27 protein-coding genes are annotated in these 26,090 nt (G+C 40.2%); 20 read left to right on the top strand and 7 right to left on the bottom strand.

Translation table 11 applies throughout. The features are described 5' to 3' along the window. Positions 1-58: 58 nt before the first annotated feature. The 6 genes from I588_RS27270 to I588_RS08455 form a co-directional block, all read right to left on the bottom strand. Positions 59-151 carry a type I toxin-antitoxin system Fst family toxin gene (locus I588_RS27270; RefSeq protein ID WP_245569550.1) on the bottom strand — a complete coding sequence of 31 codons (93 nt, stop codon included), beginning with the start codon at positions 149-151 and terminating at the stop codon, positions 59-61. Positions 152-228: 77 nt separating this feature from the next. Next, positions 229-822, bottom strand: a complete 594-nt coding sequence (locus tag I588_RS26800) for a DUF2922 family protein (RefSeq protein ID WP_010755455.1) — start codon at positions 820-822, stop codon at positions 229-231. Positions 823-881: 59 nt separating this feature from the next. Beyond that, positions 882-1,274 (bottom strand): hypothetical protein, encoded by a 393-nt coding sequence (locus I588_RS08470; RefSeq protein WP_010755456.1) that lies wholly within the window; start codon positions 1,272-1,274, stop codon positions 882-884. 89 nt (positions 1,275-1,363) lie between these two features. Beyond that, positions 1,364-1,606, bottom strand: coding sequence for a DUF2922 domain-containing protein (locus I588_RS08465; protein WP_010755457.1), 243 nt, complete (start codon positions 1,604-1,606; stop codon positions 1,364-1,366). Between the two features lie 2 nt (positions 1,607-1,608). Continuing rightward, positions 1,609-1,824 (bottom strand): DUF1659 domain-containing protein, encoded by a 216-nt coding sequence (locus I588_RS08460; RefSeq protein ID WP_010755458.1) that lies wholly within the window; start codon positions 1,822-1,824, stop codon positions 1,609-1,611. Positions 1,825-2,236: 412 nt separating this feature from the next. Further along, the gene (locus I588_RS08455) at positions 2,237-3,001 is read right to left on the bottom strand and encodes a hypothetical protein (protein ID WP_010755459.1); all 765 of its coding nucleotides are present in this window, start codon (positions 2,999-3,001) and stop codon (positions 2,237-2,239) included. Between the two features lie 717 nt (positions 3,002-3,718). On the opposite strand from I588_RS08455, the gene I588_RS08450 reads away from it, so the two are divergent. The 20 genes from I588_RS08450 to I588_RS08350 all read left to right on the top strand — a co-directional run bounded on the left by I588_RS08450 (position 3,719) and on the right by I588_RS08350 (position 25,034). Further along, positions 3,719-4,825, top strand: a complete 1,107-nt coding sequence (locus I588_RS08450) for a tyrosine-type recombinase/integrase (RefSeq protein WP_010755460.1) — start codon at positions 3,719-3,721, stop codon at positions 4,823-4,825. 388 nt (positions 4,826-5,213) lie between these two features. After that, on the top strand, positions 5,214-6,047 hold the full coding sequence (locus I588_RS08445; RefSeq protein ID WP_010755461.1) for a coiled-coil domain-containing protein: 834 nt from the start codon (positions 5,214-5,216) through the stop codon (positions 6,045-6,047). An 18-nt stretch (positions 6,048-6,065) separates the two neighbouring features. Next, on the top strand, positions 6,066-7,193 hold the full coding sequence (locus I588_RS08440; protein ID WP_010755462.1) for a hypothetical protein: 1,128 nt from the start codon (positions 6,066-6,068) through the stop codon (positions 7,191-7,193). Between the two features lie 51 nt (positions 7,194-7,244). Continuing rightward, entirely contained in the window at positions 7,245-7,709 is a 465-nt protein-coding gene (lepB, locus tag I588_RS08435) for a signal peptidase I (protein WP_034692358.1), read from the top strand. Then, complete coding sequence (locus tag I588_RS08430; RefSeq protein ID WP_010755464.1) at positions 7,706-8,005, top strand: hypothetical protein; 300 nt, start codon at positions 7,706-7,708, stop codon at positions 8,003-8,005. Before lepB ends, I588_RS08430 begins: the two co-directional genes overlap by 4 nt. Further along, positions 7,995-9,080 (top strand): glucosaminidase domain-containing protein, encoded by a 1,086-nt coding sequence (locus I588_RS08425; protein WP_010755465.1) that lies wholly within the window; start codon positions 7,995-7,997, stop codon positions 9,078-9,080. The genes I588_RS08430 and I588_RS08425 overlap by 11 nt, the downstream gene beginning before the upstream one ends. A 13-nt stretch (positions 9,081-9,093) precedes the next feature. Then, positions 9,094-10,044, top strand: a complete 951-nt coding sequence (locus tag I588_RS08420; protein WP_010755466.1) for a signal peptidase I — start codon at positions 9,094-9,096, stop codon at positions 10,042-10,044. Between the two features lie 57 nt (positions 10,045-10,101). After that, entirely contained in the window at positions 10,102-11,358 is a 1,257-nt protein-coding gene (locus I588_RS08415; RefSeq protein ID WP_010755467.1) for a hypothetical protein, read from the top strand. 27 nt (positions 11,359-11,385) lie between these two features. Beyond that, entirely contained in the window at positions 11,386-12,177 is a 792-nt protein-coding gene (locus tag I588_RS08410) for an LPXTG cell wall anchor domain-containing protein (RefSeq protein ID WP_010755468.1), read from the top strand. Next, positions 12,174-13,088, top strand: a complete 915-nt coding sequence (locus I588_RS08405) for a hypothetical protein (protein ID WP_010755469.1) — start codon at positions 12,174-12,176, stop codon at positions 13,086-13,088. Before I588_RS08410 ends, I588_RS08405 begins: the two co-directional genes overlap by 4 nt. After that, positions 13,088-13,732, top strand: a complete 645-nt coding sequence (locus I588_RS08400) for a hypothetical protein (RefSeq protein WP_010755470.1) — start codon at positions 13,088-13,090, stop codon at positions 13,730-13,732. The genes I588_RS08405 and I588_RS08400 overlap by 1 nt, the downstream gene beginning before the upstream one ends. A gap of 111 nt (positions 13,733-13,843) precedes the next feature. Then, positions 13,844-17,113 carry a C-type lectin-like domain-containing protein gene (locus I588_RS08395; protein WP_010755471.1) on the top strand — a complete coding sequence of 1,090 codons (3,270 nt, stop codon included), beginning with the start codon at positions 13,844-13,846 and terminating at the stop codon, positions 17,111-17,113. Between the two features lie 197 nt (positions 17,114-17,310). Then, the gene (locus I588_RS08385; RefSeq protein WP_010755473.1) at positions 17,311-18,054 is read left to right on the top strand and encodes a recombinase family protein; all 744 of its coding nucleotides are present in this window, start codon (positions 17,311-17,313) and stop codon (positions 18,052-18,054) included. Between the two features lie 17 nt (positions 18,055-18,071). Next, a complete protein-coding gene (locus tag I588_RS08380) occupies positions 18,072-18,839 on the top strand; it encodes a helix-turn-helix domain-containing protein (RefSeq protein ID WP_010755474.1) in 768 nt (255 codons plus the stop codon). Positions 18,840-19,169: 330 nt separating this feature from the next. Next, on the top strand, positions 19,170-20,237 hold the full coding sequence (locus tag I588_RS08375) for a hypothetical protein (protein WP_010755475.1): 1,068 nt from the start codon (positions 19,170-19,172) through the stop codon (positions 20,235-20,237). Positions 20,238-20,397: 160 nt separating this feature from the next. Beyond that, a complete protein-coding gene (locus tag I588_RS08370; protein WP_010755476.1) occupies positions 20,398-21,543 on the top strand; it encodes an efflux RND transporter periplasmic adaptor subunit in 1,146 nt (381 codons plus the stop codon). Continuing rightward, on the top strand, positions 21,536-22,213 hold the full coding sequence (locus I588_RS08365) for an ABC transporter ATP-binding protein (protein WP_010755477.1): 678 nt from the start codon (positions 21,536-21,538) through the stop codon (positions 22,211-22,213). The genes I588_RS08370 and I588_RS08365 overlap by 8 nt, the downstream gene beginning before the upstream one ends. After that, on the top strand, positions 22,210-23,415 hold the full coding sequence (locus I588_RS08360; RefSeq protein WP_010755478.1) for an ABC transporter permease: 1,206 nt from the start codon (positions 22,210-22,212) through the stop codon (positions 23,413-23,415). The genes I588_RS08365 and I588_RS08360 overlap by 4 nt, the downstream gene beginning before the upstream one ends. A gap of 104 nt (positions 23,416-23,519) precedes the next feature. Beyond that, positions 23,520-24,098: a TMEM175 family protein gene (locus I588_RS08355; RefSeq protein ID WP_010755479.1), complete on the top strand. Its 579-nt coding sequence runs from the start codon at positions 23,520-23,522 to the stop codon at positions 24,096-24,098. Between the two features lie 114 nt (positions 24,099-24,212). Next, the gene (locus I588_RS08350; protein ID WP_010755480.1) at positions 24,213-25,034 is read left to right on the top strand and encodes an Asp23/Gls24 family envelope stress response protein; all 822 of its coding nucleotides are present in this window, start codon (positions 24,213-24,215) and stop codon (positions 25,032-25,034) included. Positions 25,035-25,087: 53 nt separating this feature from the next. Here the strand turns inward: I588_RS08350 and I588_RS08345 are convergent, their stop codons facing one another. Beyond that, positions 25,088-25,987 (bottom strand): MurR/RpiR family transcriptional regulator, encoded by a 900-nt coding sequence (locus tag I588_RS08345; protein ID WP_010755481.1) that lies wholly within the window; start codon positions 25,985-25,987, stop codon positions 25,088-25,090. Positions 25,988-26,090: the final 103 nt, after the last annotated feature.

Genomic DNA, 26,090 nt, shown 5'->3' with positions numbered 1-26,090 from the left:
GAAGATTGAACAACTTGCGAATGGGCCCAATTCGCAAGTGTCAATCTCTATTGCTTCGTCATGGATCATGATCGTCTAGCCAGTGATTAACCACAGCGACAATCACCCCAACAAAGATTGGGGCTAAAATATACTGCACAAGAGGATGCAAGTTCATCACCTCCTTTCAGTGCTTAATCATGATCCAGACAAGAATTTATCTACCTACGCTGGTAAATGATCAAACAATCAAGAAGGGGTGTCAGGTGGACCGTTCCGTTTCTGACGCTCTTTTTCTTTGGCCTTCCTCCGTTTTCTCCGGCGAATCATTTCTTTCACGGCATCATAAGGACTTCCGGCAGGAGGATTTAAAGAGGTTTCCTTATCTAAAGTAGTTGTTACTTCAATAGAAGGGCGTTCAGTTGCAGCAATTTCCTTAACCTCTCCGTCGTTCTCAACTACAGAACGCAGAGTATCGTGCACCTCACTTCTAATTGGTGGTAAATCTAAGGATATTTCTGGAACTTTCGGCGCTTCCTGCCAGGTGCAATGTAGTGTTGTCCGTTGTTCAGGCTGGTCAATTTCTTCCGGTTTCTCTTCTGGTACTGGAACACCAAACAATTCGTCGCCTTCGAAAATTGGTCGTTCAATGGTTTCTACAAATTTGGCTTTAACCACTTCTTGGAACAGGATAACGCCATCTTTTTCAAACAGATGTAAACTGCTTAATAGCTTCAATGATTCTTTGATCTCTTCTGGACTTTTGGTCGTATCCGGATCTTTAACCGTAAAATTATGTGTTTTTCCTGCACTGTTCAGGAAGGTGGATACTAGTTTGATCATTTACTGGACTCCTTTCTTTTATTTATTCGCGTAGGTGAGACAGACAATAAGTATCATTTTCAGGTGGCTTCAGTGTCGGCTTCTGTATGGAATAGCTTGGCAACTTGTGACTTGATAAGAGACTTGGTTTTTTCGATAAAGTTGCGAACCGGATTCAGTTTTAAATTCAAGATCCGCAACTCGCTAGTTTCAAAATAATCCACGAAATACCAGAAGAATTGCTTCATAGTTTTCGTAGCCTTGGTATTCATAAATAAGTAACGAACTAAGTCTTGCAATACCAGAGCGAACTCCTTTGCACCAAGCTGATATCGTACACGTAAAGCAAGTAATAGTTTGATGGTCATGGTGCCATTCTGGGTTTCCTGATAATATTCCATGAGTCTTTGTTCGATGGTTTCAAGTTTTAGATTAAATAGTTGCTGGTGAGTGAAGGGTTGCTCTGACATCATAATGGATTCCTCATTTCTCTAAATAATTTATATAAGGTAAGTAAAGTAAGAGAAGAGCGACACGTCTGCCGCTGCTTCTCGACTAATAATTAGCGTGTAACAGGAACTTCTTCAAAGATCGGTGTTTCAATCGTTTCGACATACTTCGCACTAACCACTGTATCAAAGAGGCGAATGCCATCCTTTTGGAACAGGTTCAGCTTAGTTAAATCTTCCAAAAGAGCTTTAATTTGTGAAGGTGTTTTAGTTGTGTCTGGATTATTTAAAGACCACGTTTGGCTTTTTCCTGCACCATTTCTAAACATAGAAACTAATTTCACGACTCGATTCATCCTTATTCAACCTCCTTCGTAATACGTGACTGCACGGTCATAATCACACTATCCAATGAACTGCCTTGCTGAGACAGATCTGCCATAATTTCGCCTAATTTCACCACATCTTCTTCAGGTGGATTATCAATTACATTTGAAAAGTTCACTTTCTTCTGTTTGTCTTCGCCTGCTTGTTCGATTTGTACTTGTAATTTCGTCCCTAGTTTTTGGATCATTTTTTTCATTCCTCCATGTTCTGTTTTGAATTTGATTTGGTGTTGCTAGTTGTGTTTCCCGGCCGGTGACTAAACCATACTTCAATAACATGAAATTGAAAAACGACGAAAGTACTTGGGCATGTCCCAAAATGTCCCTTTCATTTTTCGAGAATCCTCATTTAATCAGCTTTCGTAAATTTTCACTCGCTTTCAAAGCGGAAAAAGGGGTCATTTGGGACATTTAAAAAAATTTTCCCATGTCCCAAATTCCAAAAGTAGTTTGTGAACTAAAAGTCTATATTTGTTGATATAATCATGTTTGTATTAGTGAATCACCAAAAAACAGGCAGAAAAAAAGCTGTCTTCGTCTCCCGGCTGGGAAGTTAAATAACGAAGACAGCTTTAGCTGCGTGAATAAATTTAATTGGTTTTACTTAATAGGTAGGGTGTGAAGTGACTCATGAATCCAGTCCATCCCTTCGATCGAATGCTCCATACGAAGAAGGGTCTGTAACGCATAAGCTTGTTCATAAGCTGTTTTCAACGCCCGAATAGGTAGTGGAAACTGTTGAAGCAACGGTTGCCGACTGATGGCTTGCGCAAAAGGCGTATTTGGCAGCTGCAGCACCTCTAAAGGTGAATGAGGGCCAGCTTTACCGACAATCAAACAATCTCGTTGGATCATAGATAAAACAGAAAGTGCAGCTTCTGCTCGATTAAGAATGGATTGATGGCTAATCGCTACTTCGATGATGAGCCCATTAATCAATTGAATCTGAGTAAATGGCCCCTGTTCATTCAATTGGTCAATCATTAAGGGATTGATCCAACTGGCATTGCGCGCTCTTCCAATAGGAAATAAGACCGAACACAGGTTGACCAACGGCAGTGCTTTGTTCCCAAAGCAGCTGAAGCGCTTTAAAGTATAAGACAGGGCAGTATAGTCCAAATAATTATGGACAGCTTCGTCTCTTTTCAGGGCTGCCAACGATTGATGAGGAGAATAATACCCACCTGTTGTACCAAAGAGAGCAGTCCCGTTACGTTCAGGAACTGGCAACACTAGCGAGAGTACAGGATCTTCTGGTGGAGCATACAGCTCTAGCTGAGCCAACACTTTCTCCCAATTCTCCGAAAAAAAGTCACTTTCCAAAAGAACGCTTTCAATACAACCGCTAATAAGGTAATTCCCCATATGTTTACACTCCTTTTTTTTTTCAGTCACTGAAGAAGATCGGAAAACTCCCTTGAATCAGCTACCGACTATCGTTGACCGCGTATCAACGAGTTGTTTTTTTCTGGTTTGTCATGAGAGGCCTCTCATCTCAATCGGTATGGATTCGTGGTTCTTCTATACTTTTCAGCCTGATGAAATCTTTAGTCATAGGAATGAATACTATGACGTACTTCAATTTTACCTCATAAAAATGACCTTGTGTTAAAAAAACGTAAGGTATTGATAGATGAAAAGTCTAAAATTTATAATTATTCAGTATAATATTATGATATAATTTCATGGATGTTGTTCTTATAGAATAACAAAAGTTATTTTTTGAATAATTGAATATGTAAATCTGAAAACTGTATAGCGATATAACTTGAAAAAAATTGGCGATTTTAAGTTAAAAAAATTAAGGAGTGAGTATGAAAAAATCCTAGTCTAAGTCAGACTAGGATTTTATTACTCGTTTTATGTTGTTGTCTTTCATTTTTTATACATCTGTTGTTTTAATTATAGATTATCGCTAATGATTACGCAATATCTTTTATAAAAATAATTAAAATGAATATTTAGATATTCTCTTCTACATATTAAAGAGGTAACTTGTCAATCGAATGTAGTAAAAAGCGGAAAAATCGTAGTTTTTATATACCGTCAAATTTACCGTCAAAATAGAAAGGATGTTCACACATGCGCAGAGGCGAAAATATCTATCGCCGCAAAGATAAACGTTGGGAGGGTCGTTATCCAAAAGGTAAAAAAGCTAATGGTAAAACTAAGTATGGATCTGTATACGGAAAGTCATTACAGGAAGTACGAGCAAAGCTTTATCCATTGAAAATAAAGTATCAACTCATCCAAACGGTTCAAGGAGAAGCTGCTATTCCTTTGAACGAATGGGGCTATCGCTGGTTACAAGAGGTAAAACCTGGGGTTAAGCCTTCTACCTATGCCAACTATGAACACAAGCTGGTTCATTATGTTTTGTCGGTGATTGGGCCGTATAACCTCAATGAATTGGACGAAGCTGTGGCAGAGGAGCTATTAACGACCTTGGTGGAACAGGATTTGAAGCCTTCGACCATTCAAGTCATCTTCCGAATTACCAAACAATGCATTAATCATGCAATTCGAAAAAAACTGATAAAGGAAAACCCTTTTGGATTGATCAAACTTCCTAAAGTGGAAAAAAATAGAAACCAGGCGCTTACAAAACAAGAACAAAAAAGACTGGAAACAGTGGCTTTAAAGGAAGAAAAAGGTCAAGGATTGCCCACACTATTGGCGCTGCATGCTGGCTTGCGGATTGGTGAAATCTCTGCGCTTACTTGGCAAGATATTGATTTTAACAATAATCTGATCCATGTCCATTCAACGTTCCAACGAATTTTCGGGGTGTACAATGGTCGGAAAACGGAATTACTCTATAGCAGTTCAAAAACGGCGACTTCTACCCGTTCGATTCCCATGAGTCAAGCAGTTAAAAATCAGTTACTGCAGCATAAAGAGCAGGCAGATGGTCCTTATGTCTTTTGTCGGAAACATCGTCCGTGGGAACCACGTTTATTAACCTATCATTTCCATCGCATTCGCAAGAAAGCGGGGTTAACCCATGTCCATTTCCATCAGCTGCGCCATACCTTTGCGACGCGTTGTTTAGAAAGTCAGGGAGATATCATGAGTGTTAGCGCGTTATTAGGCCACAGTTCGACTCAAATGACGTTAGATACCTATGCAGGAACCCTAGTAGAACAACGAATTCAGGTTGTCGCTCAAATGGAACAAGCAATCTTGTAAACCGCTTTCAAAAATAACAAATTTGGATATTGGGAAGGATTTTTTTGCGTATCGAGAGAAAGCGCTTACTGAATAGTATACACTATATTTTTGTCTTGTTAAGAAATAGAAAATATAATATAACATGTGTTATTTTAAAAAGCGGGTAACTCCTTGTTTAAATTGTTATTTAATGGGTAATATTGAATTTTTTTTTGATTTCTTCAACCGTCAGCTACCGTCAATCGGGAGCTGATTTTTTGTTGTCCTTATAAGCTTTATTAAGTTTTTTCCTAGTCTGACTTAGACTAGGAAAGAAATAATCGCCATTTACCAATATTAAGTAAAAGTATAGAGCAACGAATCAAATATAGCAAAAATATTTTGAATGAGCTGGAGGGGAAACTGCATGTTCGGATTTGGCAAGCAGAAAAAAGAGACATTTCAAGAAGGTCCACAGGAAGACTACTACTATGATGAGTACGAAGAAGGTTATGAAGAGGATTACGGGTACGATTCTTATCCAGAAGAAGGGTACGAACGACCAGTTGAACCCTATAACGAGTATGAACGGGGAGGCAGACGTTCGCGCCAACGAACTGAAGATAACTATCAAGAGGAACAAACAGGACGAAAGGAAGTAACAACTGCTAAGGAACAACCGTTACAACAGGAAGTTGAACGCTTGGAAGAAACGGTAGCGCAATTAAAACATCAATTAGAAGTAAAACAGACTGAGTTGACCAGTATGGCAACAACGTTGACCGAAAAAGAACAGCAGCTTCAAGATCAACAAGCAATATGCGACCAGCAAAAAAGTCAGTTAACTGAACAAACTGAGCAACTGGAACATGTTAAAACTGAGATCCAGCAACTCAATCAAGAGCTAGAGGAAAAAGAATCCGATGCCTCTGCATTGATTGAGGCTAAGCAGCAAATCAAACAATTAAAACAAGAACTATCAGCCAATGAGGAAATGAAGGATGAACTGGCCAGTGTTTTGGTGGAATCCAAAAAACAAGAGCGGGAAATTCTGGAACGGGCGGAATACGAAGCCAATGGCATTCGTCACCAAGCCGAGCATGAAGCCCAACAGTTAATGCATGATGCGGCCTTAGAGCTGCGAGTGATGAAACAAGAGATCAAGAATTACCGCAAGCGCCTGCGAGCAGTACAGGAAGAAACGGCCCAGTTTTTCGTTAAATTATTAGCCAACAGCGATCATCTATTAGATGAAGAGTAACAGAAGGGATGATCCACAGTGAAGACGAAACAGACACAAGTAACACTGTATCCCACCCCGGCACCAGAGATGACCGATGTTTTGGCTGAAACAAACTTATTAGTGGCTATCGAAAAAGCCTGTGAGTATTTGTATGCCCCAGAGGGCAGCTTAGATGGAAATCAAAGAGAAAAAATTCAGTCCCATTTTAAACAGTTGTTTCAATGGATGGACGGCAGCTATCATCTGGAGCTGTTGTTAGAGCCAGGCGAATTTGACTGGCAAGCTTTCTGGCAGGCTATTCAACAGTTTTTTCCTCAGTTTGCTTGGCTAAAGGGACAAACAGAAGAACCTAAATATGGACGTCAAGTCTATCGCTTTGATTTTGTACCACTGACATTAAGAAAAGAAGGGTTTCCTTTCGCGGTCCATTTAGAAGAAAGTCTGTCTCAACAATTTGCCTTGGCACCAGAGGAAGCGTTGAAGCGAGCCGAACAGCTTTTCCAAGAATTAGCTGCCCAACAACTGGAGAAAGAATTAGAGCAATCAACCACTACGACAGCAGTTGATTCAATCGAAACATCATCAATCGATAGAGTTCAAAAAGAGGAAGAAAATCTCGAAAGCCAAAGCAAGGCCCGCCTGCGAGCGGTGAATCAAAAGCTGGAGTTAGTGATTGAGAAATTAGAGCTCTCCATGCTTTATAGCGGCATTCAGTACTTTAAACAGGAACAGAAAGAAGAAAGCAACTGGGATAAACCGCTGAAGATCAGCTTGCGAGAATATACCTATCTATTACAAAAGGCTCGCTTCTTAGAACAAATGTGGCATTTAAATGGTGAGCTGGTGAATAAGACCGAAAAGATGACTGTGACTGCGAATCAGTTAGTTTATGAACGAGATCAAGTCAAACAGATCAAGGCCAATTTCTCTGCGCGTGATATTCATTTTGTGATCTATGAATGTCAGGTGATTGAATCTCGCGCGCAAGTTCACGCCAGGCCCTGGTTTCGTAAGCCGTATGTCAAATTAATGAAGATGGATTACGACAACCTGTTAGGCAAGGCAGCGTACTTTGATTTGCTTCAAGGTGAAAGTTCCATTTTAGAAAAGATGGTCCGGGAGCATCAGGATCCCCCGGTAAAAGACGCCGAGGAGGCGGGTTGAGGTGGGAGACGCAATCCTTTCAGCAGATGGCCGCTTCCAACAAAAGTCGCTCTGCTTTTTGTCGGACTGTATCTGATATTTTTTAGTTTCTTTCAAGCGTATCACTGGCTATATCCCAAATACTCAGTCAGCGGCTTGTCCATGTACCCAACCTTTAAAGAAGAGGAAGTGATTCAAATTACAGCCCATCATAAACCTAAACGCTTTGATGTGATTGTTCTGCATCCGCCAGAAAATCCAGAAGGGACTTACTTAAAACGGGTGATTGGTCTGCCGGGAGAACGGATTGATTATCATAATGGAAAATTATTTGTCAATAAAAAGCGGGTACACGATCCGTTTGCCCCAGAGACTGATGACTTTATCTGGGATGACTTTTCTCGAGATCGAATCCCGGAAGGCTATTACTTTATTTTAGGAGATAATCGGGAATTGTCTTGCGACAGCCGCCATTTTGGCTTGATTACCGAGCCCCAAATATTAGGGATCGTCCATGAGGGGCTTTATCGAAAATGAAGACATTGCAGGAAAAAATCGAATGGTACACCTTTTGGTATTGGGTTTATTGGTTGTTTTCTCTGGTCGTCTTGTTAGGTGTTGTTGTGTTAGGAATTTTCTTTTACTTCACCGATTTTCAGGAAGTGGTAACCGTTAGTCAATTGTTTCTATTGTTGTTACTGATGTTATTGGCGATCTATTTACGAATGACGGCATTACATTACCATTCGACACTTCAAGACTTAAAACGAATGGCTCGACCAAGAAGAAAACCGCGGGGGCAACCGGAAAGGCGGAGGTCAGATGAAGGGTAAAATTCTGCTGGGATGTTTTTTGTTAAGCAGTTGTTTGTTTATTCTTACTGGATGCCAAAAACAAGTAAAACAAACAGTACTGGCAGAAACAAAGAGAATGGTTTCTTCTCAAGCAGAGACACTCCCAGAGGTAGAAACCGATTCGACTGTTATCAGTATGGAGAATGACAAAGTCATTGACTCTATTGATTCTTCATCTGTTTCTTCTATTAAAGAGACAAAGAGTACCGAGGAAAAAGAATTACTTTCTGCAAGTACCGAAACAAGTGAATCAAAAATAAACCAAGAGCTGCCAAGTACTTCTGTTTCAGAAGAAGTGAGCCAGGTTCAAACACCGCTTCCAGCAGAAAAAGTTGTAGAGAATTATCAGTTTTCAGTGAGTAAGAATCAAACAACCGAAACATTCATTCAACTGATTGGTAAGGATGCTCAACAGATTGCTTGGAATGAAGGGCTGTATGCGTCAGTCATGATTGCCCAAGCGATCTTAGAAACAGGATCAGGCAACAGTCAGTTAGCTCGGCCGCCTTATCACAATTTGTTTGGCATCAAAGGTAGTTATCAAGGCAAGCAGGTGTCCTTCAAAACACAAGAGGATAAAGGAAATGGACAGCTTTATACGATTCAATCTGCTTTTCGGCAATATCCTAGTTACAGAGAGTCATTAGAAGACTATGCGGCTCTTTTGAAAAATGGTCTCTCAGGGAATTTTAGATTCTACCAAGAAACGTGGAAAGTGAATGCTGCAACATATCAAGAAGCGGCAAAGTCTTTAACTGGAAAGTATGCGACAGATACATCTTATGATAAGAAGCTGATTGCTCTGATTGAAGCCTACAAGTTAACTTCCTATGATCAGAACCCAGAAATAAGTATTGAAACAGAACGAGAACAACCAGTGAATGAGCCAATCCAACAAGAAGATAGTTCAGAAGAAAATCAGGCAGTGGAAAGATCAGGTGAGAGTAGTGAACAGGAACTACAAATCAATCAAACAAGGCAGCCGATAATATTTATTCCATCAACTGCCCAGCGACCAGCCAAGCAGCTGTCAGGGAATCAACCAGTCCAATGAAAGAAGGGGAACTATGTCGAGACAACGTGACTATCGGGATCATGACTACGAGTATGACGAATCGCCGTATCGTGAACAAGCCCCTTCCAATCGCCGACCAACTAGAAGAAGTGACTATTACGAAGAAGAATACGAGGATCGGAGATACTATCCGTCTCAACGACCAACTAATCGAGGTCGAGAAGGTGATTACTCACGTCGAACAGTGCCACCTTCACGGGATTCTTATCCACCAAGAGGGAGGCCGAACCGACAAGGATATTTACGAACACGACCCAATAACTATGGATACGAACGGGAACAACTGGGACCACCGAGGCCAAGACCTCAGCGCCCAAGACCTGTGCAACAAGGAAAACCGACTTTGCAACAAGCGAAGAAATCCACGAATCAAAAAATTTTCTTGTTTGCCTATAATCTGTTCTTCTACACCTTAACGATTGGCATTCTGTTGAGTTCCTTAATGTTTGCCTTCAGTGAGAAATCAGATGCAGCTATTTTGGGTCATCGTTTTTATCAGGTATTGACAGATTCCATGGCACCTCAGGCAGATTCGCCTAAAGGTGGTTTCTATGCAGGGGATATCGTGATCGTTAAATTGATGAATGGTTCTGAGGTCAAAGAAGGCGATGTGGTGACTTTTCGGGTAGGAGAAGGCGATCGTTACTTAACCCACAGGATGGTGGAGCGTCTGGATGAATTGAATGGTGTACCAGGGGAATACATCGTGACGAAAGGGGACGCCAATAACAGTAATGATCCGCCTATAGAAGCGGATCGCGTCTACGGTAAAGTAACGTTTGTCATTCCTAAGATGGGCACTTTTTTAGCCTTTGTTCAAGAAAATGTCTGGTTATGCTTGGTCTGTGCCTTATCCACCTTTGGCTTTATTCTAGTATTGAAGGCATATTTTCTACCGCCAGAAAAGGGCAGCCAACCGGGACACCAGCCATCAAGGATATAACATTTGTTTAACTGCAAATGTTTATATAAAAAATATAACGTTAAGGGGAGAAAAGAAATGAAAGAACGTAAAAAGAAAAAGTTGTTGGCCATCGCGGCATTGCTTGCACTAGTTGCGGTAATTTCAGGGACATTTGCCTGGATCACCTCACAACAACAACGGATTAACCGAGTGGAGTCGGCGGCAGTAGTCGATGACAGTGTTACCGTAAATGAAAAATGGGAACCAAAACCAATGGTACCAGGAACCGAAGCAACGAAGGAAGTAAGCGTAACGAATACAGGAAATGCCAATGTGTTTGTACGCGTTTCCTATGAAGAAGTGCTGAAGCATTTAGCAAGTAAAGGGGTAGTTTCTCATGGTGACAACACAGTAGCTGGAGCAAAATATGATCCGAGTGCTGCGAATACACTAACTTCTCATGTTCCCGTTAAATACAGCGCAGATAAAATCAGTGCAGCCAACGGTTTCTCTGAAGTGACAGATCCAAGTACACAAGTAACTGGATTAGAAGCAAAGACGAAATTATTTGTCAAAGGTGGGTTAACCATTGATCCGACAACAAGCGAACGTTCTGTAAGTTACGAAGCAGTCGTTGTTCATGAGTATGCGACTGGTGAATACCAAGCAATGCAATATACAGTGACACCAACCGAAGACATTCCTGACAGAGCTCTCGCTGCAAAAGATTGGGAATTTGAAGTTAGTGATTTGAAATACAGTTACTACGCAGGTGGTTACCAAAATGCCGTGGTGAACTGGGCGAAGTCTTCTTTACCTAATAAAGACAACACGCTTACCGGTCATGCTTTGCTAGGAACCACAGGGAATCGTCATGGAGTGGATTATGACTACACGATTGGAACATTAGGAATTGCTTCTATTCCAACACCTGCTCCAGCAACAGACGCAGATCAAATTCCATTAGCAAATAACGATGCGAAGGGTGTTCAAGCGGATAAAACAGGGCTAAACAAAAACCATATCCGTATCGGATACGGGACAGACATTACAACGGTTGACGCTTTAGCAGCGACTAAATGGGTTTACAACAAAGACGATGGTTGGTTCTACTTCACTGAGCCATTGAAGCCAAGTGTGACAACCCCTCAACTATTGAAAAAATTGATTTATGACAAAGATTTAGGTGGCGAATACACCAATGCGACATACGATTTAGTCGTGAAGATGGAAGCAATTCAAGCCACTGAAGAAGCATTGAAAGATTCAGCTGGTTGGAATCTGGATGGTGCGGTAGATGATAGTGACACGGACAAAATTGTGCAACAATTGGTTGCTCGCATCGGAGCATAACAATGAGGACTGGGGAGGAGGAGGTGTATGAACTACCTAAAATCAATGGTAATCCGTTTGTTGGGCATTTCTCTTTTCCTCCTGTCTTTTGGTCATGGACAAATTAGTGAGGCTGCCAATACCTTGCCACCAGGTTTAGTCATTGCCGATTCAGAAGGGATTTATGTCACTTCTGAAGGAGAATATTACATTGACTTACAAGATATTCTCCCAGGTGAAACCTATGAAAAGGAAATCACCATCCGTAGTTTGGACTTGGAGGAACCTTTTTCTTTAGGTCTGTTGGTAGAAGAAGTTTCCTCTAGTGGTTCTGTGTTATGGAAAGACCATATCACGTTGACGTTGGTACTGGATGGAAAGGAAATCTACAAGGGACCATTGTTAGGCAATGGTGAATTTGACTGGTCGAAGACACCGTTAGAACTGGGTATTTGCAAGTACGGTACGGATAAACTTTTAACCGCAAGATTTACACTGGATTCCAGTTTGACGAATGAAGATTTGCGAGAACAAAGCAAGCTGGAGTTTTACTGGACTTTTGTGGGAACCAGAGATCAACAGCCGACTAAGCCAACTGAACCAACGAAACCTTCATCTTCTGATTCTTCTGTTCCGACAGCTCCGTCTGATTCTGGAACTGGATCGGGCACTGGTCGGGGCAATTTACCAAATACTGGAGGCCCTCCCCAAGCCTCTGGTTCTGGTAAACGATTGCCACAAACTGGGGAAGAAATTGTGTATATGTTTCTAAGCGGGATGTTGTTGGTGTTGATTGTCTTGTTCTTATGGAAAAAACGACGGGAGGAGGAGCAGGGATGAACCAAAAAGAAAAACGTCGGCATTTGTTTCGGACCTTTGTTCGCAGTAAAGGATTATTCGCCTGCTTCTCTCTCGTGCTGAGTTTATTGCTGGTCGTAGGTAGCACCTATGCTTGGATTACCTCTGACGATGAACGGGTGAATCGCAGTGAAGCCACTCGCAAACAATTATCTGCTCGAATTGATGAAGACTTTAACCAAGTCTTTCATTGGGCACCGGGAACTACGCAAACGAAAGCTGTTCGAGTGAAGAATGATGGAGAAACACCGGCAATTGTCCGGCTGTCTTTTAAAGAGTTTTTTGTAGGATTTGAGATAGACACGACTGATAATCACCGACAGGATGCCAACATTTTAAACGGGAATGCGAATCTGACACTTCATGAATTGGATGAGCAAAATGATACGTTAATTGACACAAAAAACACAAGTACTTGGGCGGTTGGTAATGTTTATTCAGTTGATGGAACGAAGCATTACGTAGCCAATGCTAGTGTACAAGATCACGATTATCTTTATAAAGCGGCAAGAACAGAACCATTGTCTGCCTTTCAGTTGAACTTTCAAGCTGCTAAGGTTTTTGATGATCCTGACGATACAGTTGGAGAGGAAAACTATTGGTTTTACCATGATGGTTTCTTCTACTATTCTGAAGTCTTACAGTCAAAGGATGACCCATTGACCCCTCAAACAGAGAATCTAACGGTCAATTTATTGGAAAGCATTACCTTAGATGCTGGATATGCCAATCAGTACAAGGGGGCTTTATACAAACTGGTACCTGAAATGGATGCCCACGATATAACCGAATCGATTCTAACTGATTGGGGAATTGCTGGCAGTCCAGTAGAGGATATGTATAAGGATCATTTGGTTTTTATGAGTAAAAGCAATCAAGGAGGCGGAGGATAATGAAGCAAAAAAGAAAAATTCACCGTCGACTTTACCTTGTATTAGGTTTTATCTGCTTTTTACTTTTAATTGGAGGAAGCTATCTAGTTTATGCAGCTATGACTGCTCAAGATCGTAAAGAAAATGACTTTCAGGTTGGACAGGTAGAAACAAGGATTTTTGAGGAAAATTTTGACGAAACCATGACCGAAATACCAAAAGATCAATCCATCCCTAAAGAAGTACGAATCGAAAATACGGGAACAATCCGACAGTTTGTACGTGTCATGATCTTACCAGAGGTTCGAAAGAGTATTGTGGGAGATGCTCAAAATGAACAAGTTCTGCCACTACCCATTGGTACAAGTATTGAACTAGAAGGAATGGTGACAGCTGATTGGGTTGATGGCGGTGATGGGTACTACTACTACAATAAGAGATTAGATGCCAAAGCCAGGACTAGCTATTTGTTTGAGTCAGTAAAGCTGCCGGATCAGTTAAGTGATCGTTATCATCAGACAGACTTGACGATTTCCTTGAAGGTGGAAACAATCAATTGTGCAGAATTTGCCTATAGAGATGCTTGGTGGCAAGGAAATACACCTGAAGCAGACTCACCATTAAAAGCGGTGGACGATGCATTAGAAGCATTGACCGAAAATTAGGGATGCAGTTTCCCCACTGTATCCCAGTAGTTATGAAGAAACAACACTCATGAGGTGAGTGTTTTATCGAGTAGAACATTGATTTGATAAGTGTTGAAAGAGGGAGAGAAGATGAAAGTGGAAAAAATAAGGAAAAGACGTGTACAACGAAGTATATTTCTATCAATACTGATAACACTACTAGTTGGGACAGGCTATTACTTTTATTCGAAAACCGTTTCTGTTAAAAAAATTGAAGCATCAACAGTGATTACTGAGGGGGAATTTGATTTAACAGCAGAAAATAGATGGGATGAGACTGAAAAGAAGAATTATGCTGAATTGAATTGGGACTCCTTATCTAACTTATCACAAAATGGTTATCAACTGTATCAATCTGAAAACCAAACTGATTGGAATCAACGTTCTCTTAAATACAATCAACAGATCACAGTGTTAAATGTATATCCCGATAAACCCGAATCCGATACGTTAGAGGGTTGGATGGCAGGATTGGATTGGAAAGATGATAATCAGTTAATTGAAGTAGATTCTTGTACTATTACTGACTTTAATGCTGGTGCAAATAATATTCTAAAAGACGGAGATAACTATAAATATGATGTGATAATGTTTGGGAGCTGGGACTTTTACAATCAGAAAATGTTAGCTAAAGATGGATATGATGCTACAAAAGCTTTCATTGATTCTGGAAGAGGTGTGCTATTTGGGCATGACACAATGCTTCAACACGTTACAGTAAAGCCTCCACCTGGTGGAAAGGACTATTTTTTTGAATTTTACGATAGCTTAGGTATTGGGTTTCCTGATGACTTAAGTGTATCCAATAATTATATCCCAAATACAAGTTCTTGGACGGGTGGGGAAAAGGTAAGAATTCTGAACGATGGTTATCTCATGAAGTATCCTTTTGCAATGCAAAATGAAGAAGAATTGACAATTCCTGAAACGCATAATACAACACTTTCTGATCAGAGTGTTGGGACAGTATGGGCTGAATTTATTGAACCTTTTTCGAGTACTAACAGACAAGATATCTATGATGATGGAATATGGAGAGGCGGATGGTACTTAAAAACCAATAACAATGTAGCTGCAATTCAGACTGGACACAGTAATGGACAGTCTACAGTTGGGGAAAATAAGATTATCGCCAATGTTCTTTATAATTTGGCTCAAGTATCTTTAGAAAATAATGCTAATGAGCGTACTGTGGAAGATGATCAGGCTCCCAATAGTCCAAGCCTAGATATACGTTGCGGTGATCGTGAAAACTTAAATATTCGGGTCAATGCTCAAGATGTTGGAAAGAAATACAGATGGTACGTAGAAGCTGATATAAAGGATCATGGTGTTAAAAAATCCGATACAGTGGAAGAAGAAATTATTAGTAACATTGCGGGGTACTTTTATCAGGTAGTAGATACACCAGATGATGTGTCATATAAAGCAAGTATAATAGCTAAGAAGGATAGTACTCATAACCGAATTGATGAAAGTGAATTTGATCCAAATTTGTATGTTGCACCAAACAATGATTCTCTTTCTTATAATACAACCGCTTCTTTTACGATTAATGAAAAACAGGACTCAGAAAAATATCTTCAAGTGATTGCAGTAGATCGTTCAGGTAATGTCAGTGAGGTTACAACAGTGCAAATCAAAGATGTCACTCAACAGGTTGACTTCGAAGTTGAACGAACAGCTGACGAAGCAAAATTAGTAGAAGTGGAATTAGATAGCTCAGTTGAAGACAAAATGAAATCCATCGAAATTCAAATTCCAAAGAATACAGAAATTAAAGATTTTGCCTCATTAACTTTACCAATGGATTGGTACTCTTTTGAAAACAGCGAAACGGTTGATTACTATTCTTTTAGTTTTGCGATGGAAGACAATAATAGTGCAGCAACTATTAAAGATTTTTTAGAAGAATTACGATTTACCATTACGGATCCTGTCGATGCTTCAGGAAGTATAAAGGTAATTTTACATGAGAAAGTGTATACTTCTTGGGTAGATGAAGATGGGACGACGCATTATTACGTGTTTATAGAGGATACAACAGAACCAGGTACAAACTGGTTTCAAGCATACAATAAGGCTAAACAGTTGAGATACAGGGGATTAACTGGTTATCTTGCGACGATTACTTCTGCAGAAGAACACGATTTTATTTTTGATAATATTGCCAGAGCGCCTGGCTTACTTGGAGGAGCAAGAGCGGTATTAGCGGATGGAAGCAAAATAGATGATGATTCTATTATTCCACAAACTAGAGACGAATATGACATTGATCAAGATGATTGGTACTGGGTTTCAGGACCTGAATCTGGAGAAGTTTTTTTCGTAGGAAAAGATGCAATTGTTGGTAACACTCCAGCAAATGCATACAGTTCTTTTGCACCTGGTGAGCCTAATAATGCCATCGAAGTTGGCGGAGAATATATTCTTCAATTTGCTAAAGATGACAGTAAGGAATGGAATGATCTACATGGTGATTTAGGGTATGATCAACGATATAATCACGGTTACTATGTCGAATTCTCCGAATACGGTGGACAAACGGAGGGAGAAGAAATCACAGATGTTTGCTGGAAAGCAGCCATACCTCAAAAAATTAACATACAAGCTTATACTGAACGTTTAGGTCAAACTCAACGTCTCGCTCGAGGAGATATCATTTACGATCAGGAGTTAAGAATAGGTAAACAAATTACAGCACAACCGAATGACTTCGAATTATTCACATTTTTGGAACATAGAGAGCGCATGGGGGATAGTGTACAAGGTGCTCGACCACTAGGTAACCAGTATACCATTACGAAAGATTTTCAAGAGGGTGCCTTCATTTATGCGAATAGGCAAGTCATGCTGCATGTTCGCCAAGTTGTACTGGAGCCTGAGAATCAATTAGTTAATCCAGAAAAGGGATATTTGAATCTGAAAACATCGCTATATGATGTAGATAGTGGTAATCATGTTGAGGATTCTAGTCAACTAATACAAACACAAATACCGTCTCAACATACTGATGCGGTTTCTGATTTTGAAACGTTTGTAGTAAGTACAAAACACATGACCGATGAGCTTGATCAATTGAGCCTTAACTTAATCTTGCCTGAATTTTATGAATATGTAGGTAATTTTATAACTCCACGTCATTTTGAAGACCCCAACGATCCCATGGGAGCAGATCACCAAGGCAAAACAGAAAATGATTTATATGGTGGGATCATAGAACGTTCAAGAAGAGATATAGATATGGATAGAGAGTATTTTATTACACTTTATATAAAGCCAACTACAGCTGGAAAGACTCCGCAACCATACAGCTGGGATTATAAGAAAAATGATTTAGGGGAAATTAAAACCCAATAAACGAAAGAGGCGAGACAGAATATGGTCTATCTATTATTACTAGTGCTAGGCCTGATTGTATTGGTCCAAAGCTATTTACTGTTCTCGCTGATGCGAACTCAACAGGATTTACAGAAAAAAGTAGCCCGACTGCTGCGAACAAAGCAGCGTTGGAAACCTGAAAAACGAAAAACTCCAACAGAAAGAGGAAGGACACGATGAATCTTGGCTATGCACGCGGGTTTCAACTGACCCAACAATTGGATATGCTGGAGGATTACCCAGTGGACGAACTCTTTTCTGATGGGGCACAAGAGGTGGAAGCCTTGCACTCACCGACGAGTGAATTTCAAGCGTTAATGAATTTTGCTCAGCCAGGGGACCATTTAGTAATTGCTTCGTGGGAAGTTGTTTCCCGTGATTATCGTCAGCTGCTGGCTTGCTTGGATCAGTTAGATGCACAGGAGCTGACATTAGATGTTCTCAATCTTCCACAGCTAACGATTGAAGAATGGCGCCAGATTTTTCGTTGGTCATTACGGAACGATCGACTGCTTCATCCCGTATTAGTCAAAGCAGGGAAGGAACGAGATCGTAGTAAGGATGCATATTCGTTGTTTAGCAGAGAGCCAGAAGCACGCAAGCTCTATCGCGAAATGATCTGGTTATTGGTGGAGAAGAATTCCGTTCGACAAGTAGCCCAACGAAAACGCGTACCGATAGAAACAGCTTATCGTGTTCAACAGGAGCTGAAACAAGTTCAACTAGCGATTATCCTAGTCATTTGTTTCCTACTGGCAATTTTTAGTATTAAGTTAGCGCAATCCTATTTCGACCAGCTATGGATTCAGATAGCCATTTGTGTGGTTGTAACATTGGTCATCCTGTGGAATGTCCTAATCGATACGGAAGAAACCGAGGCAAGGCCGCCTATAAAAGAGAAGAAAACACCAAAAATTTAAAGAGAAGGTGAATCCCCATGCAACATGTACTTATTTTAACGAAAAATGTTTTATCCGAAGAACCCTTGATTCAGCAGCTTCACTATTTGAATTATGAAGTCTTATGCTCAGCCGATTTGATTCAATCTCTACAGAAAGGAAGAATGTCACCGGTTATCTCTTATTTTCATCTAGTAATTATTAGTGAGACAGTCAGCAACAGCGAAGCTGAACAACTCTTGCCAACCTTAAATCGCTATTCACTAGCCGTTATTCGTGTAGGCGAATCTGTAACTGCTAGTGAACAGGAGGCATGGCTGGAACAAGGGATTCATCATTGGATTATCAAAAGTCCGACGATTCAAGAATTGCGAGAAGGGCTGGTGGATGCACTTCGCTTACTGGAAGAGCAGCGAGTGAGTACTAGTCAAATCCAAATCTTGGATTTTCCAACAAGTGAGGTAAATACTTCAACGGTTGGGTTATTGCGAAGTGTTCAAAAGAGTTTTTCTAAGACTGAGAAAAAGGTATTTGAGCGATTATTATGGGCACAAAGTCATGGTGGCGTATTGTCCAGACAGGAGTTGTGCGAATATCTGTGGGATGATGGACAGACTTCCTCCAATATGAGTCAGCTGTCTTGTTTGATCAATAAAATCAAAATAAAGTTTGAGCACATTGGCTTTTCCCATGAAATTATCACCACACTATGGGGCAGAGGTTATAAGCTAAATGAAGAGTTTTACCAACGCTGGTTAGCTGAGGAACAGGAAGCACAGCTGTATTCTCCTCAGTCGGTTATTTAAATTAGAAAAAGGTTTGATACTGGTCTGAAAAAAGAAACGCTGAACGATTGTATGTCTATTCGTCAGGATAGGACATAATCGTTCAGCTATTTTTTTAGGATTAGTCTCAAATTTTATTGTAAATGTATTGCTCGCTATTGATTCAAGCAAAAACTCTTTAAAAACAGCTATTTCTCTTATCAGAAGCAAAGAGTGCAGTATGCTGCCAAGCAGGCTTTTCTTTCTTTTTAGGACTAGGTATACTGTAAGAAGATGAATGAATCATCTGTTGGGGAACACTTTCATTGTTATGACTGATAAAAGGCGAAGACATAGTTGGAGGAGAAGAAAATGAAAAGGGTTAAGTTAATAGTTTTGCTTGGGGTAGTCTTGCTTTTAGGGGCTTGCAGCAAGAGTCCGAAAGAAGAGTTTATCGGTGCTTACAGTGCGCTGGGCAGTGAAGAGTACAATGCTGGAAAATTTGAGGTGTCGATCACAGATTTTCAAATGAATCAGACTACTGGAGCAGCTTGGGCTAGTAGGTTAAGTGAAAGCTTGAAAGACATGTCAATTGATGGGGACTATCAGTATGACGAGAAAGATGAAAGCTTCCGTTTTGATGCGGATGTGAAAGCATTCGGGAACACAATGCCTATTGAATTAGTTGGAAAAGGAAATGAAGTGTATCTATCGACTTCCTTCGTTGATGGCATGCTGACGTTCATGAACAGTTTTGGTATGCCAGCTGAAGTGAATCAAGAACAAGTAGCTGAGTTAAAAGGAAAATATATTGCGATTGATCCAGAAGAAATGACAGCAGATAATGACGACGAGGATACGCTAGATCCTAAGGAAGTTAGAAGTAAAACGAATAATTTGTTAAAGAAAGCCAAAGAAGACAGCTTCAAGAGTGATGGCGAGACCGTTTCTCACACCTTCACCAGCAAAGAGCTAGAAAAGCTAGCTAAAAGCGTTAATCTCGGTGAAGATACTGAAGAGAGTTTACACAATATGACGTTAACAATGAAAATTAATAAAAAGACATTAAAAACGGACTGTACGGTAAAAATGCGGGACTCGGAACAAAAGATGACGATGAAGGCCGTACTCACGCCAAGTAAAACGAAGAAGGCTATTTCAATGCCAAAAGAGCAGGACATTGTTCCTGAGGAAGAGCTAGATAGTCTTTTTGAACCGCAAGAGCTGAGCGGTGTATCCGGTGAATTTTATCAAGGGGATGAAGAACTAGAAGAGCTGTCAGATGGAGAGTTCGAGATGCTGTATCAGCAATTTGAAGCAAATATGTCAGAATTAGATGAGGCACAACGTCGAGCATTGCTGAGTGCTTATTCGCCTTATCTTAATGATGAGCAGCTTGCACGATTGGAAGCTTTGCTGAGTCAAGAGTTCGCAGTTTAGAAATACACAGCTAATTAACAGCCTATGCTTTTTCGAGCTTAGGTTGTTTTTTTGTCCGCTCTCACCTTACTTTTTTGTTAGATTGATTTTAGCTGATTCGATGTCGATTTCTCCTTGCCTTCAGTAAACTAGAGCTAGAAAGTTTATTTGGAGGAAAAACATGAAGAAAAAGACAAAAATAATTATTGCTGGTGTTGCGGGTTTAGTTATTGCAGGTTGTGGATTTATGGCCTTAAGATCAGGAAAATCGGAATCTACATATAGTGCATATACAGTAAAAACTGCGGATTCTTTACAGCTAAAGGGAAAAGTTGAACCGATTCAAAAGCAGCTTTACTTTCTAGATACTACCAAAGGAGCAATCAAAACGATTCCTGTTGCCAATGGACAGGAAGTTTCCGTGGGCACACCTTTACTGGAATATCAAAACGATACCGCACAAAATGAACTGGTTACACAACAACATGCGGTGAATAAGAGCTCTTTAGAAGCCTCCCAGGCAGAAGCGGCTGTTACATCAGGTGAGCGGCAGGTTCAGGCAGTGACCAACCAGATAGCTGATACACAGCGAAAGCTTGCACAGGCACAGGATGAGGAAGAAAAGGCTGGTCTCAACGAACAATTGAAGCAGCAGCAAGCAGAGCTGCAATCGGCGAATGATCAATTAAGCCAAGCACGTTTTGCCGTACAGGGTGCTTACGAAGACGTCCAATCTGCAAAAGATGTACTAACCGGACAACAGCAGCAAGCCTCAACGACTGTTAATGCTGAAATTGATGGCATCGTATCCGTTGAAGAAAAGGGAAAAGCTTCACCAGAAGTACCAGTTGTCACAATCTCTAGTAAAACCAAACAAATAAAAGGCATTGTAACAGAGTATGATCTAGACAAATTGGTGCCTGGTCAAACCGTTCAAGTAGCCACTGTGGGCGATAATCAACAGGCTGAAGGCAAGATCAAGAGTGTTGCCTCTAGTGCGATTGCTGCTAGTAACGATAATAATAATGTTGCTTCTTATGAGTTTATTGTGGAAGGAAATTTTCCTTGGTCAGATGATTTATCAACGGTAATTACCTTAAAACAGGACCAGCTTATCTTGCCTGATGCAGCCATTAAGCAAAAAGGAGACAAGCAATATGTCTTTAAATACAACAATGGCAAAGTGAAGCAAACGGAAATTCAAACGCAAGAAGTTAACGGACGCAAGGTTGTTCAAGCAGGGCTTAAAGCGAAGGATCAAATCATTGAAAATCCGGATGCTGACTTGAAGGATGGCGCAGAGATTCAGGTGAGTGCCAATGATTAAGCTGGAGCATATTTATAAATACTATGAAACCGGTGAGACGAAGCTGAATGTGCTAAATGATATCAACTTTACGATTGATGCTGGTGAATTTGTAGCGATTATGGGGCCGTCTGGTTCTGGGAAATCGACATTAATTAATCTTTTAGGCTTTATTGATCGAACGTTCGAGGGACATTACTTCTTTAAAGGTCGGGAAATTGATGAGTTTAAGGATGAAGAACTATCCGAGATTCGTAATCAGTCAGTGGGTTTTGTTTTCCAAAATTTTAGTCTGATTGAAAATTTGACTGTTGCGGAAAACGTCGAGCTGCCGCTTTTGTACAATGGTGCTAAGCATAATGAAACCCAAAAAAAGACAAAGCAGGCGTTGGAAAGGGTAGGATTGGCGGACAAGCTGGATCAGCTGCCAAAGCAGCTCTCTGGTGGACAACAGCAGCGAGTAGCAATTGCGCGGGCATTGATTAATCAGCCTAGCTTTATTATTGCTGACGAACCAACAGGGGCCTTGGATACTCATACAACCGACGAGATTATGCAGCTGTTTAAGCAGTTGAATGATGAAGGGGTTACTATTATCCTCGTTACTCATGATCCAGAAACAGTTGTTTATTGCGACCGTTTGTTGAAGATCCGAGATGGACAGATGATTGAGGAGGTAGTGCAATCATGAGAAAGTACATTCTTTGGCGTACCGCTTTTCGCTCGATTTTTAAAAATAAGCGCCGCAGCTTCCTGACTATGTTTGGTATTATCATTGGGATTGCTGCAGTGATTACGATTGTCGCTTTAGGGAATGGTTTTAAGCGTAATATTTTAGCAGAAACAACCGGAGCTGATGAAACGGGTCAGACGCAATACATCAATATCAAATACAATGATTTTGAGAATCTGATCAAGGAAGATTCGGGAATTTCTCAAACCGATAAAAATATGGTCGCTAATCTGCCAGAAGTGAAAGAAGTTACTTATTACAAAGCGACTAAAAAAGACAGCAATCCTTCGGTGGATTTCTACGACAAAAATACGAAGCTGACCATGACTGTTGAGCCAACTGAAAAAACCGAGTTATCCATTTTAACAGGACGTCAGTTGAATCTAGCTGATAATGATGGATTAAATAAGGTAGTTGTCCTAGACGAAGTTGTTGCAAAGCAAGTTTTTGGTTCGGCTGAGGCGGCCTTAAATAAAGGCTTTGAATTGAATGGGCAAGTATTTACGGTAGTTGGCATCTCCGCTAATACCTCTGGAGAGATCGGTCCGCAAAACTATGAACCATTGGCTTATTTTCCTAAAAAGACTTATACCCGCTATTTAGGTAAGAAGGAAGATCACTCTGTATTGGCAATCAAGTTCAATACGCAAACAGAGGATGGAGCGGCGATGGACAAGGTACTTAAGCAGTTGAATGTTAATGGAGAAAGCCGATTGCAAGGTGAATATCAAAGCTATGATCCTTCAGCTGAGATAAAACAATTGGGCTCTATGCTGGATCAGATGACGCTGTTCATTAGTGCTGTAGCAGCAATTTCGTTATTTATAGCGGGTGTCGGGGTAATGAACATGATGTATATTTCGGTATCAGAACGTACCAAAGAAATTGGAATACGGCGTGCACTGGGTGCCAATGCGAAATCCATTAAGCAGCAATTTCTCTTTGAGGGAATTGTCCTAACCTTGAGTGGTGGGATAATCGGCTATGTGTTAGGAATTCTAATTGCTTTTGCTGCTTCCTTTGCGTTACCTTTTTCAGTTCGTCCAGATTTGATGACTGTTTTGATTTCTATTGGAACGTCAACGTTGATTGGTGTTTGCTTCAGCTATCTACCAGCTTCAGCAGCAGCTAAAAAGGAATTAATTGATATTTTGAAATAGTCTCCTAATTTTTTAGGAGTCTTTTTCGTGTGTAAAAGGCTTCAAACCAGACTTTTCAGAGAACATGTAGTAGACTCAAAAAGGAATGTAGGGAGGAATTTTGAATGCCTAAAAATAGAATTGAAGCCTTCACCGATGCAGTCATTGCCATTGTTATGACTTTATTAGTTTTGGAGCTGCACGAGCCAAATGGCGACACGTTTTTTGCTTTTGAAGGCCATGCGCATCAATTTATCATTTACTTGGTCAGTTTTATTTCGCTGGCTATTTACTGGAACAATCATCATCACCTTTTTCACATGGTAAAAAAAGTAGATGGTTTAGTGTTGTGGATGAATAATTTGTTGATCTTGATGATGTCACTTTTTCCATATGTGACAGTTTGGGTCACGGATTATCCGACATCGCTGGCACCGCAAATTTTTTATGGCTTAGTTATTTTAGGAACAGATGTGGCTTACTATCTGTTGGGTTTATCGCTAGTCCGTTGCAATGGAAAAAATTCGGCCATTGGTAAATTGTTTAGTCATTATAAGAAAATGTGGGTGACACTTTCGCTGAACGTCATCGCTTTATTGGCCGGCTGGTTAATCCATCCATTATTAGTTATTGGGATTAATGGTTTCATGTTATTGTTGTGGTTTATCCCTGAAAAGAGATTAGAAAAAGTTAATTTGGACTAAAAATAGTCAAAAATGGATAAAGAAAAACGCTTGATTGACACAATCAAGCGTTTTATTTTGAAATTTTTACATTCTGCTCTATGCTTAATACATAAGAAAAGAGGAGGATGAAACATGGAAATTCAAAACTTAGTAGATAAAGACATGAAAAAAGAAGTTACCGAAAGTGTCAAAGAAGCACATGATGCAGCCGGCGGAAATTCACAAGACATCAAAAAAGATGAAAACAAGGTCGAAGATCAAAAGGTTAAATCACCTGATGTGAAAGACGATCAAAACAGCAAAGAAACAAAAAGCGGCAAAGATGTAAAAGCTGCTGAAGTAAAGCAAAAAAGTGAAGAAAAAAATTCAGATAATAAGGAGGAAGCGAAAGCTATGAGTAACGACATGAACAAAGATATGAATAAGGAAGCAGACAAGAAGGACCAAAAATCAACTGACACTAAAGACATCGAAAATATCCGTGGTGAAGTTGAGTACGACGACTCAGTAATCAAGAAAATTATTGCGGTGGCATTAGACAGCGTAGATGGTTTATTAAACGTAGATGGCGGCTTCTTCTCAAACACTGCTAAGAAGATCAGCAACAATGCGGACGATACTGCTGGAATTGAAACTGAAGTTGGCAAAAAACAAGTAGCAATTGATATGGACGTAGTTGTTGAATACGGCAAAGACATCCAAGAAATCTTCAACAACCTAAAACAAGTAGTTGCTAAAGAAGTTAAACAAATGACAGGTTTAGATGTTATCGAAGTGAACTTGAAGGTCGTTGACATTAAGACCAAAGAAGAACATGAAAAAGATAAAGAAACCTTGCAAGACAAAGCTTCTGAACAAGCAGACCAAGCCAAAGAATATGTAAACGAAAAACGTGAAGAAATGTCTGATGACGATAAAAAAGAAGAAAAATCTGAAGAACCACGTGTGAAATAGGCCATTAGCTATAGCTACAAGGCAAGACCATCTTCGGTCTTGCCTTGTTTTTTTTACATCATGAAATTGTGAGGGTCAATCTTTGTAGTGCTGATATTATCCCGGATTTTCTTCAGAGAATCCGTATTTTGATCGTAGTTGTGATGCATGACATTGGTGTATAGAATATCCATTACTGTTAAGTAGCCGATTCTGGAAGAGAGGGCTTCTGTTCGAAATAAGCTTTCATCAGTAACAACAATAATTGCTTCGTCTGAAAGGTTGACCAGCTCTGAACCGCCATTACCAGTAAGAGTAATCAGCTTAGCATCAGTTTTTTTTACTTGACGGGCTAAATTGATTGATTCCTTAGTTTGGCCCGAATGTGAAAAGATAAAAACACAGTCTTCACTCGTTAGTTTAGTTGCGAAACTTAGCTGCATGTGGTAATCAAAAACGTAGTTGCAGCGGTACTTAGTTCGTATAAACTTATGGAAGCTGTCGAAAGCTACAATTGTCGATCCTCCTTGACCAAAAAAGTGCAAGGTCTTTGCTGAATATATTAAGGCTAGAGCATTATCTAACAGCTCTTCAGTGATAAAATGAGTCGAGTTGCTTAAGGAATGCAGATTTGACTGCAGCACTTTTTTAGCAATGTCGATACTGGAATCTTCTGAAGTAATATCATCCGTTCCGCTTGTTCCGCTCATCGTATTAACTGCTTGGAAATTCGGCTGGTAATTGGAATTGCGAGCAATATCTATTTTAAATTCCTGAAACCCTCCATATCCGATTCGTTTAACGAACTGGTATACAGAAGATTGTGAAACACCAATTTCATTAGCTAATTCGTCTAAGGTTTTATGAGCAACGCCTTCTTCTGAGTGAACAAGGTAATTCGCTATTTTTTGCTCAGTATCACTAAGCTTGGGTCTTTTTATTCTAATCCGCTGATCAAGGTAATGGTTTTTCATGTCTTTTCCTCCATTCAAATTCTAATTCAAGCGGTTACATTGATGATTTTCCGAAAGATCTTATGCTCATTATAGTGAAGTGTACTCTAAAAGACAATTTCTT

It is taken from the genome of Enterococcus pallens ATCC BAA-351, assembly GCF_000407485.1.
In the GTDB taxonomy this organism is placed as follows: domain Bacteria; phylum Bacillota; class Bacilli; order Lactobacillales; family Enterococcaceae; genus Enterococcus_A; species Enterococcus_A pallens.
This window is presented reverse-complemented; position numbering and strand designations above follow the sequence as displayed.

Coding starts and splice junctions, on each gene's coding strand:
- I588_RS08455 (WP_010755459.1), bottom strand. CDS start 3,001: ATGGGGAATTACCTTATTAGCGGTTGTATTGAAAGCGTTCTTTTGGAA.
- I588_RS08415 (WP_010755467.1), top strand. CDS start 10,102: ATGAAAGAACGTAAAAAGAAAAAGTTGTTGGCCATCGCGGCATTGCTT.
- I588_RS08420 (WP_010755466.1), top strand. CDS start 9,094: ATGTCGAGACAACGTGACTATCGGGATCATGACTACGAGTATGACGAA.
- I588_RS08365 (WP_010755477.1), top strand. CDS start 21,536: ATGATTAAGCTGGAGCATATTTATAAATACTATGAAACCGGTGAGACG.
- I588_RS08430 (WP_010755464.1), top strand. CDS start 7,706: ATGAAGACATTGCAGGAAAAAATCGAATGGTACACCTTTTGGTATTGG.
- I588_RS08410 (WP_010755468.1), top strand. CDS start 11,386: ATGAACTACCTAAAATCAATGGTAATCCGTTTGTTGGGCATTTCTCTT.
- I588_RS08460 (WP_010755458.1), bottom strand. CDS start 1,824: ATGATCCAAAAACTAGGGACGAAATTACAAGTACAAATCGAACAAGCA.
- I588_RS08400 (WP_010755470.1), top strand. CDS start 13,088: ATGAAGCAAAAAAGAAAAATTCACCGTCGACTTTACCTTGTATTAGGT.
- I588_RS08375 (WP_010755475.1), top strand. CDS start 19,170: ATGAAAAGGGTTAAGTTAATAGTTTTGCTTGGGGTAGTCTTGCTTTTA.
- I588_RS08465 (WP_010755457.1), bottom strand. CDS start 1,606: ATGAATCGAGTCGTGAAATTAGTTTCTATGTTTAGAAATGGTGCAGGA.
- I588_RS08395 (WP_010755471.1), top strand. CDS start 13,844: ATGAAAGTGGAAAAAATAAGGAAAAGACGTGTACAACGAAGTATATTT.
- I588_RS08445 (WP_010755461.1), top strand. CDS start 5,214: ATGTTCGGATTTGGCAAGCAGAAAAAAGAGACATTTCAAGAAGGTCCA.
- I588_RS08470 (WP_010755456.1), bottom strand. CDS start 1,274: ATGATGTCAGAGCAACCCTTCACTCACCAGCAACTATTTAATCTAAAA.
- I588_RS08385 (WP_010755473.1), top strand. CDS start 17,311: ATGAATCTTGGCTATGCACGCGGGTTTCAACTGACCCAACAATTGGAT.
- I588_RS08425 (WP_010755465.1), top strand. CDS start 7,995: ATGAAGGGTAAAATTCTGCTGGGATGTTTTTTGTTAAGCAGTTGTTTG.
- I588_RS08370 (WP_010755476.1), top strand. CDS start 20,398: ATGAAGAAAAAGACAAAAATAATTATTGCTGGTGTTGCGGGTTTAGTT.
- I588_RS08450 (WP_010755460.1), top strand. CDS start 3,719: ATGCGCAGAGGCGAAAATATCTATCGCCGCAAAGATAAACGTTGGGAG.
- I588_RS08380 (WP_010755474.1), top strand. CDS start 18,072: ATGCAACATGTACTTATTTTAACGAAAAATGTTTTATCCGAAGAACCC.
- I588_RS08350 (WP_010755480.1), top strand. CDS start 24,213: ATGGAAATTCAAAACTTAGTAGATAAAGACATGAAAAAAGAAGTTACC.
- I588_RS26800 (WP_010755455.1), bottom strand. CDS start 822: ATGATCAAACTAGTATCCACCTTCCTGAACAGTGCAGGAAAAACACAT.
- I588_RS08360 (WP_010755478.1), top strand. CDS start 22,210: ATGAGAAAGTACATTCTTTGGCGTACCGCTTTTCGCTCGATTTTTAAA.
- I588_RS08405 (WP_010755469.1), top strand. CDS start 12,174: ATGAACCAAAAAGAAAAACGTCGGCATTTGTTTCGGACCTTTGTTCGC.
- I588_RS08345 (WP_010755481.1), bottom strand. CDS start 25,987: ATGAAAAACCATTACCTTGATCAGCGGATTAGAATAAAAAGACCCAAG.
- I588_RS08355 (WP_010755479.1), top strand. CDS start 23,520: ATGCCTAAAAATAGAATTGAAGCCTTCACCGATGCAGTCATTGCCATT.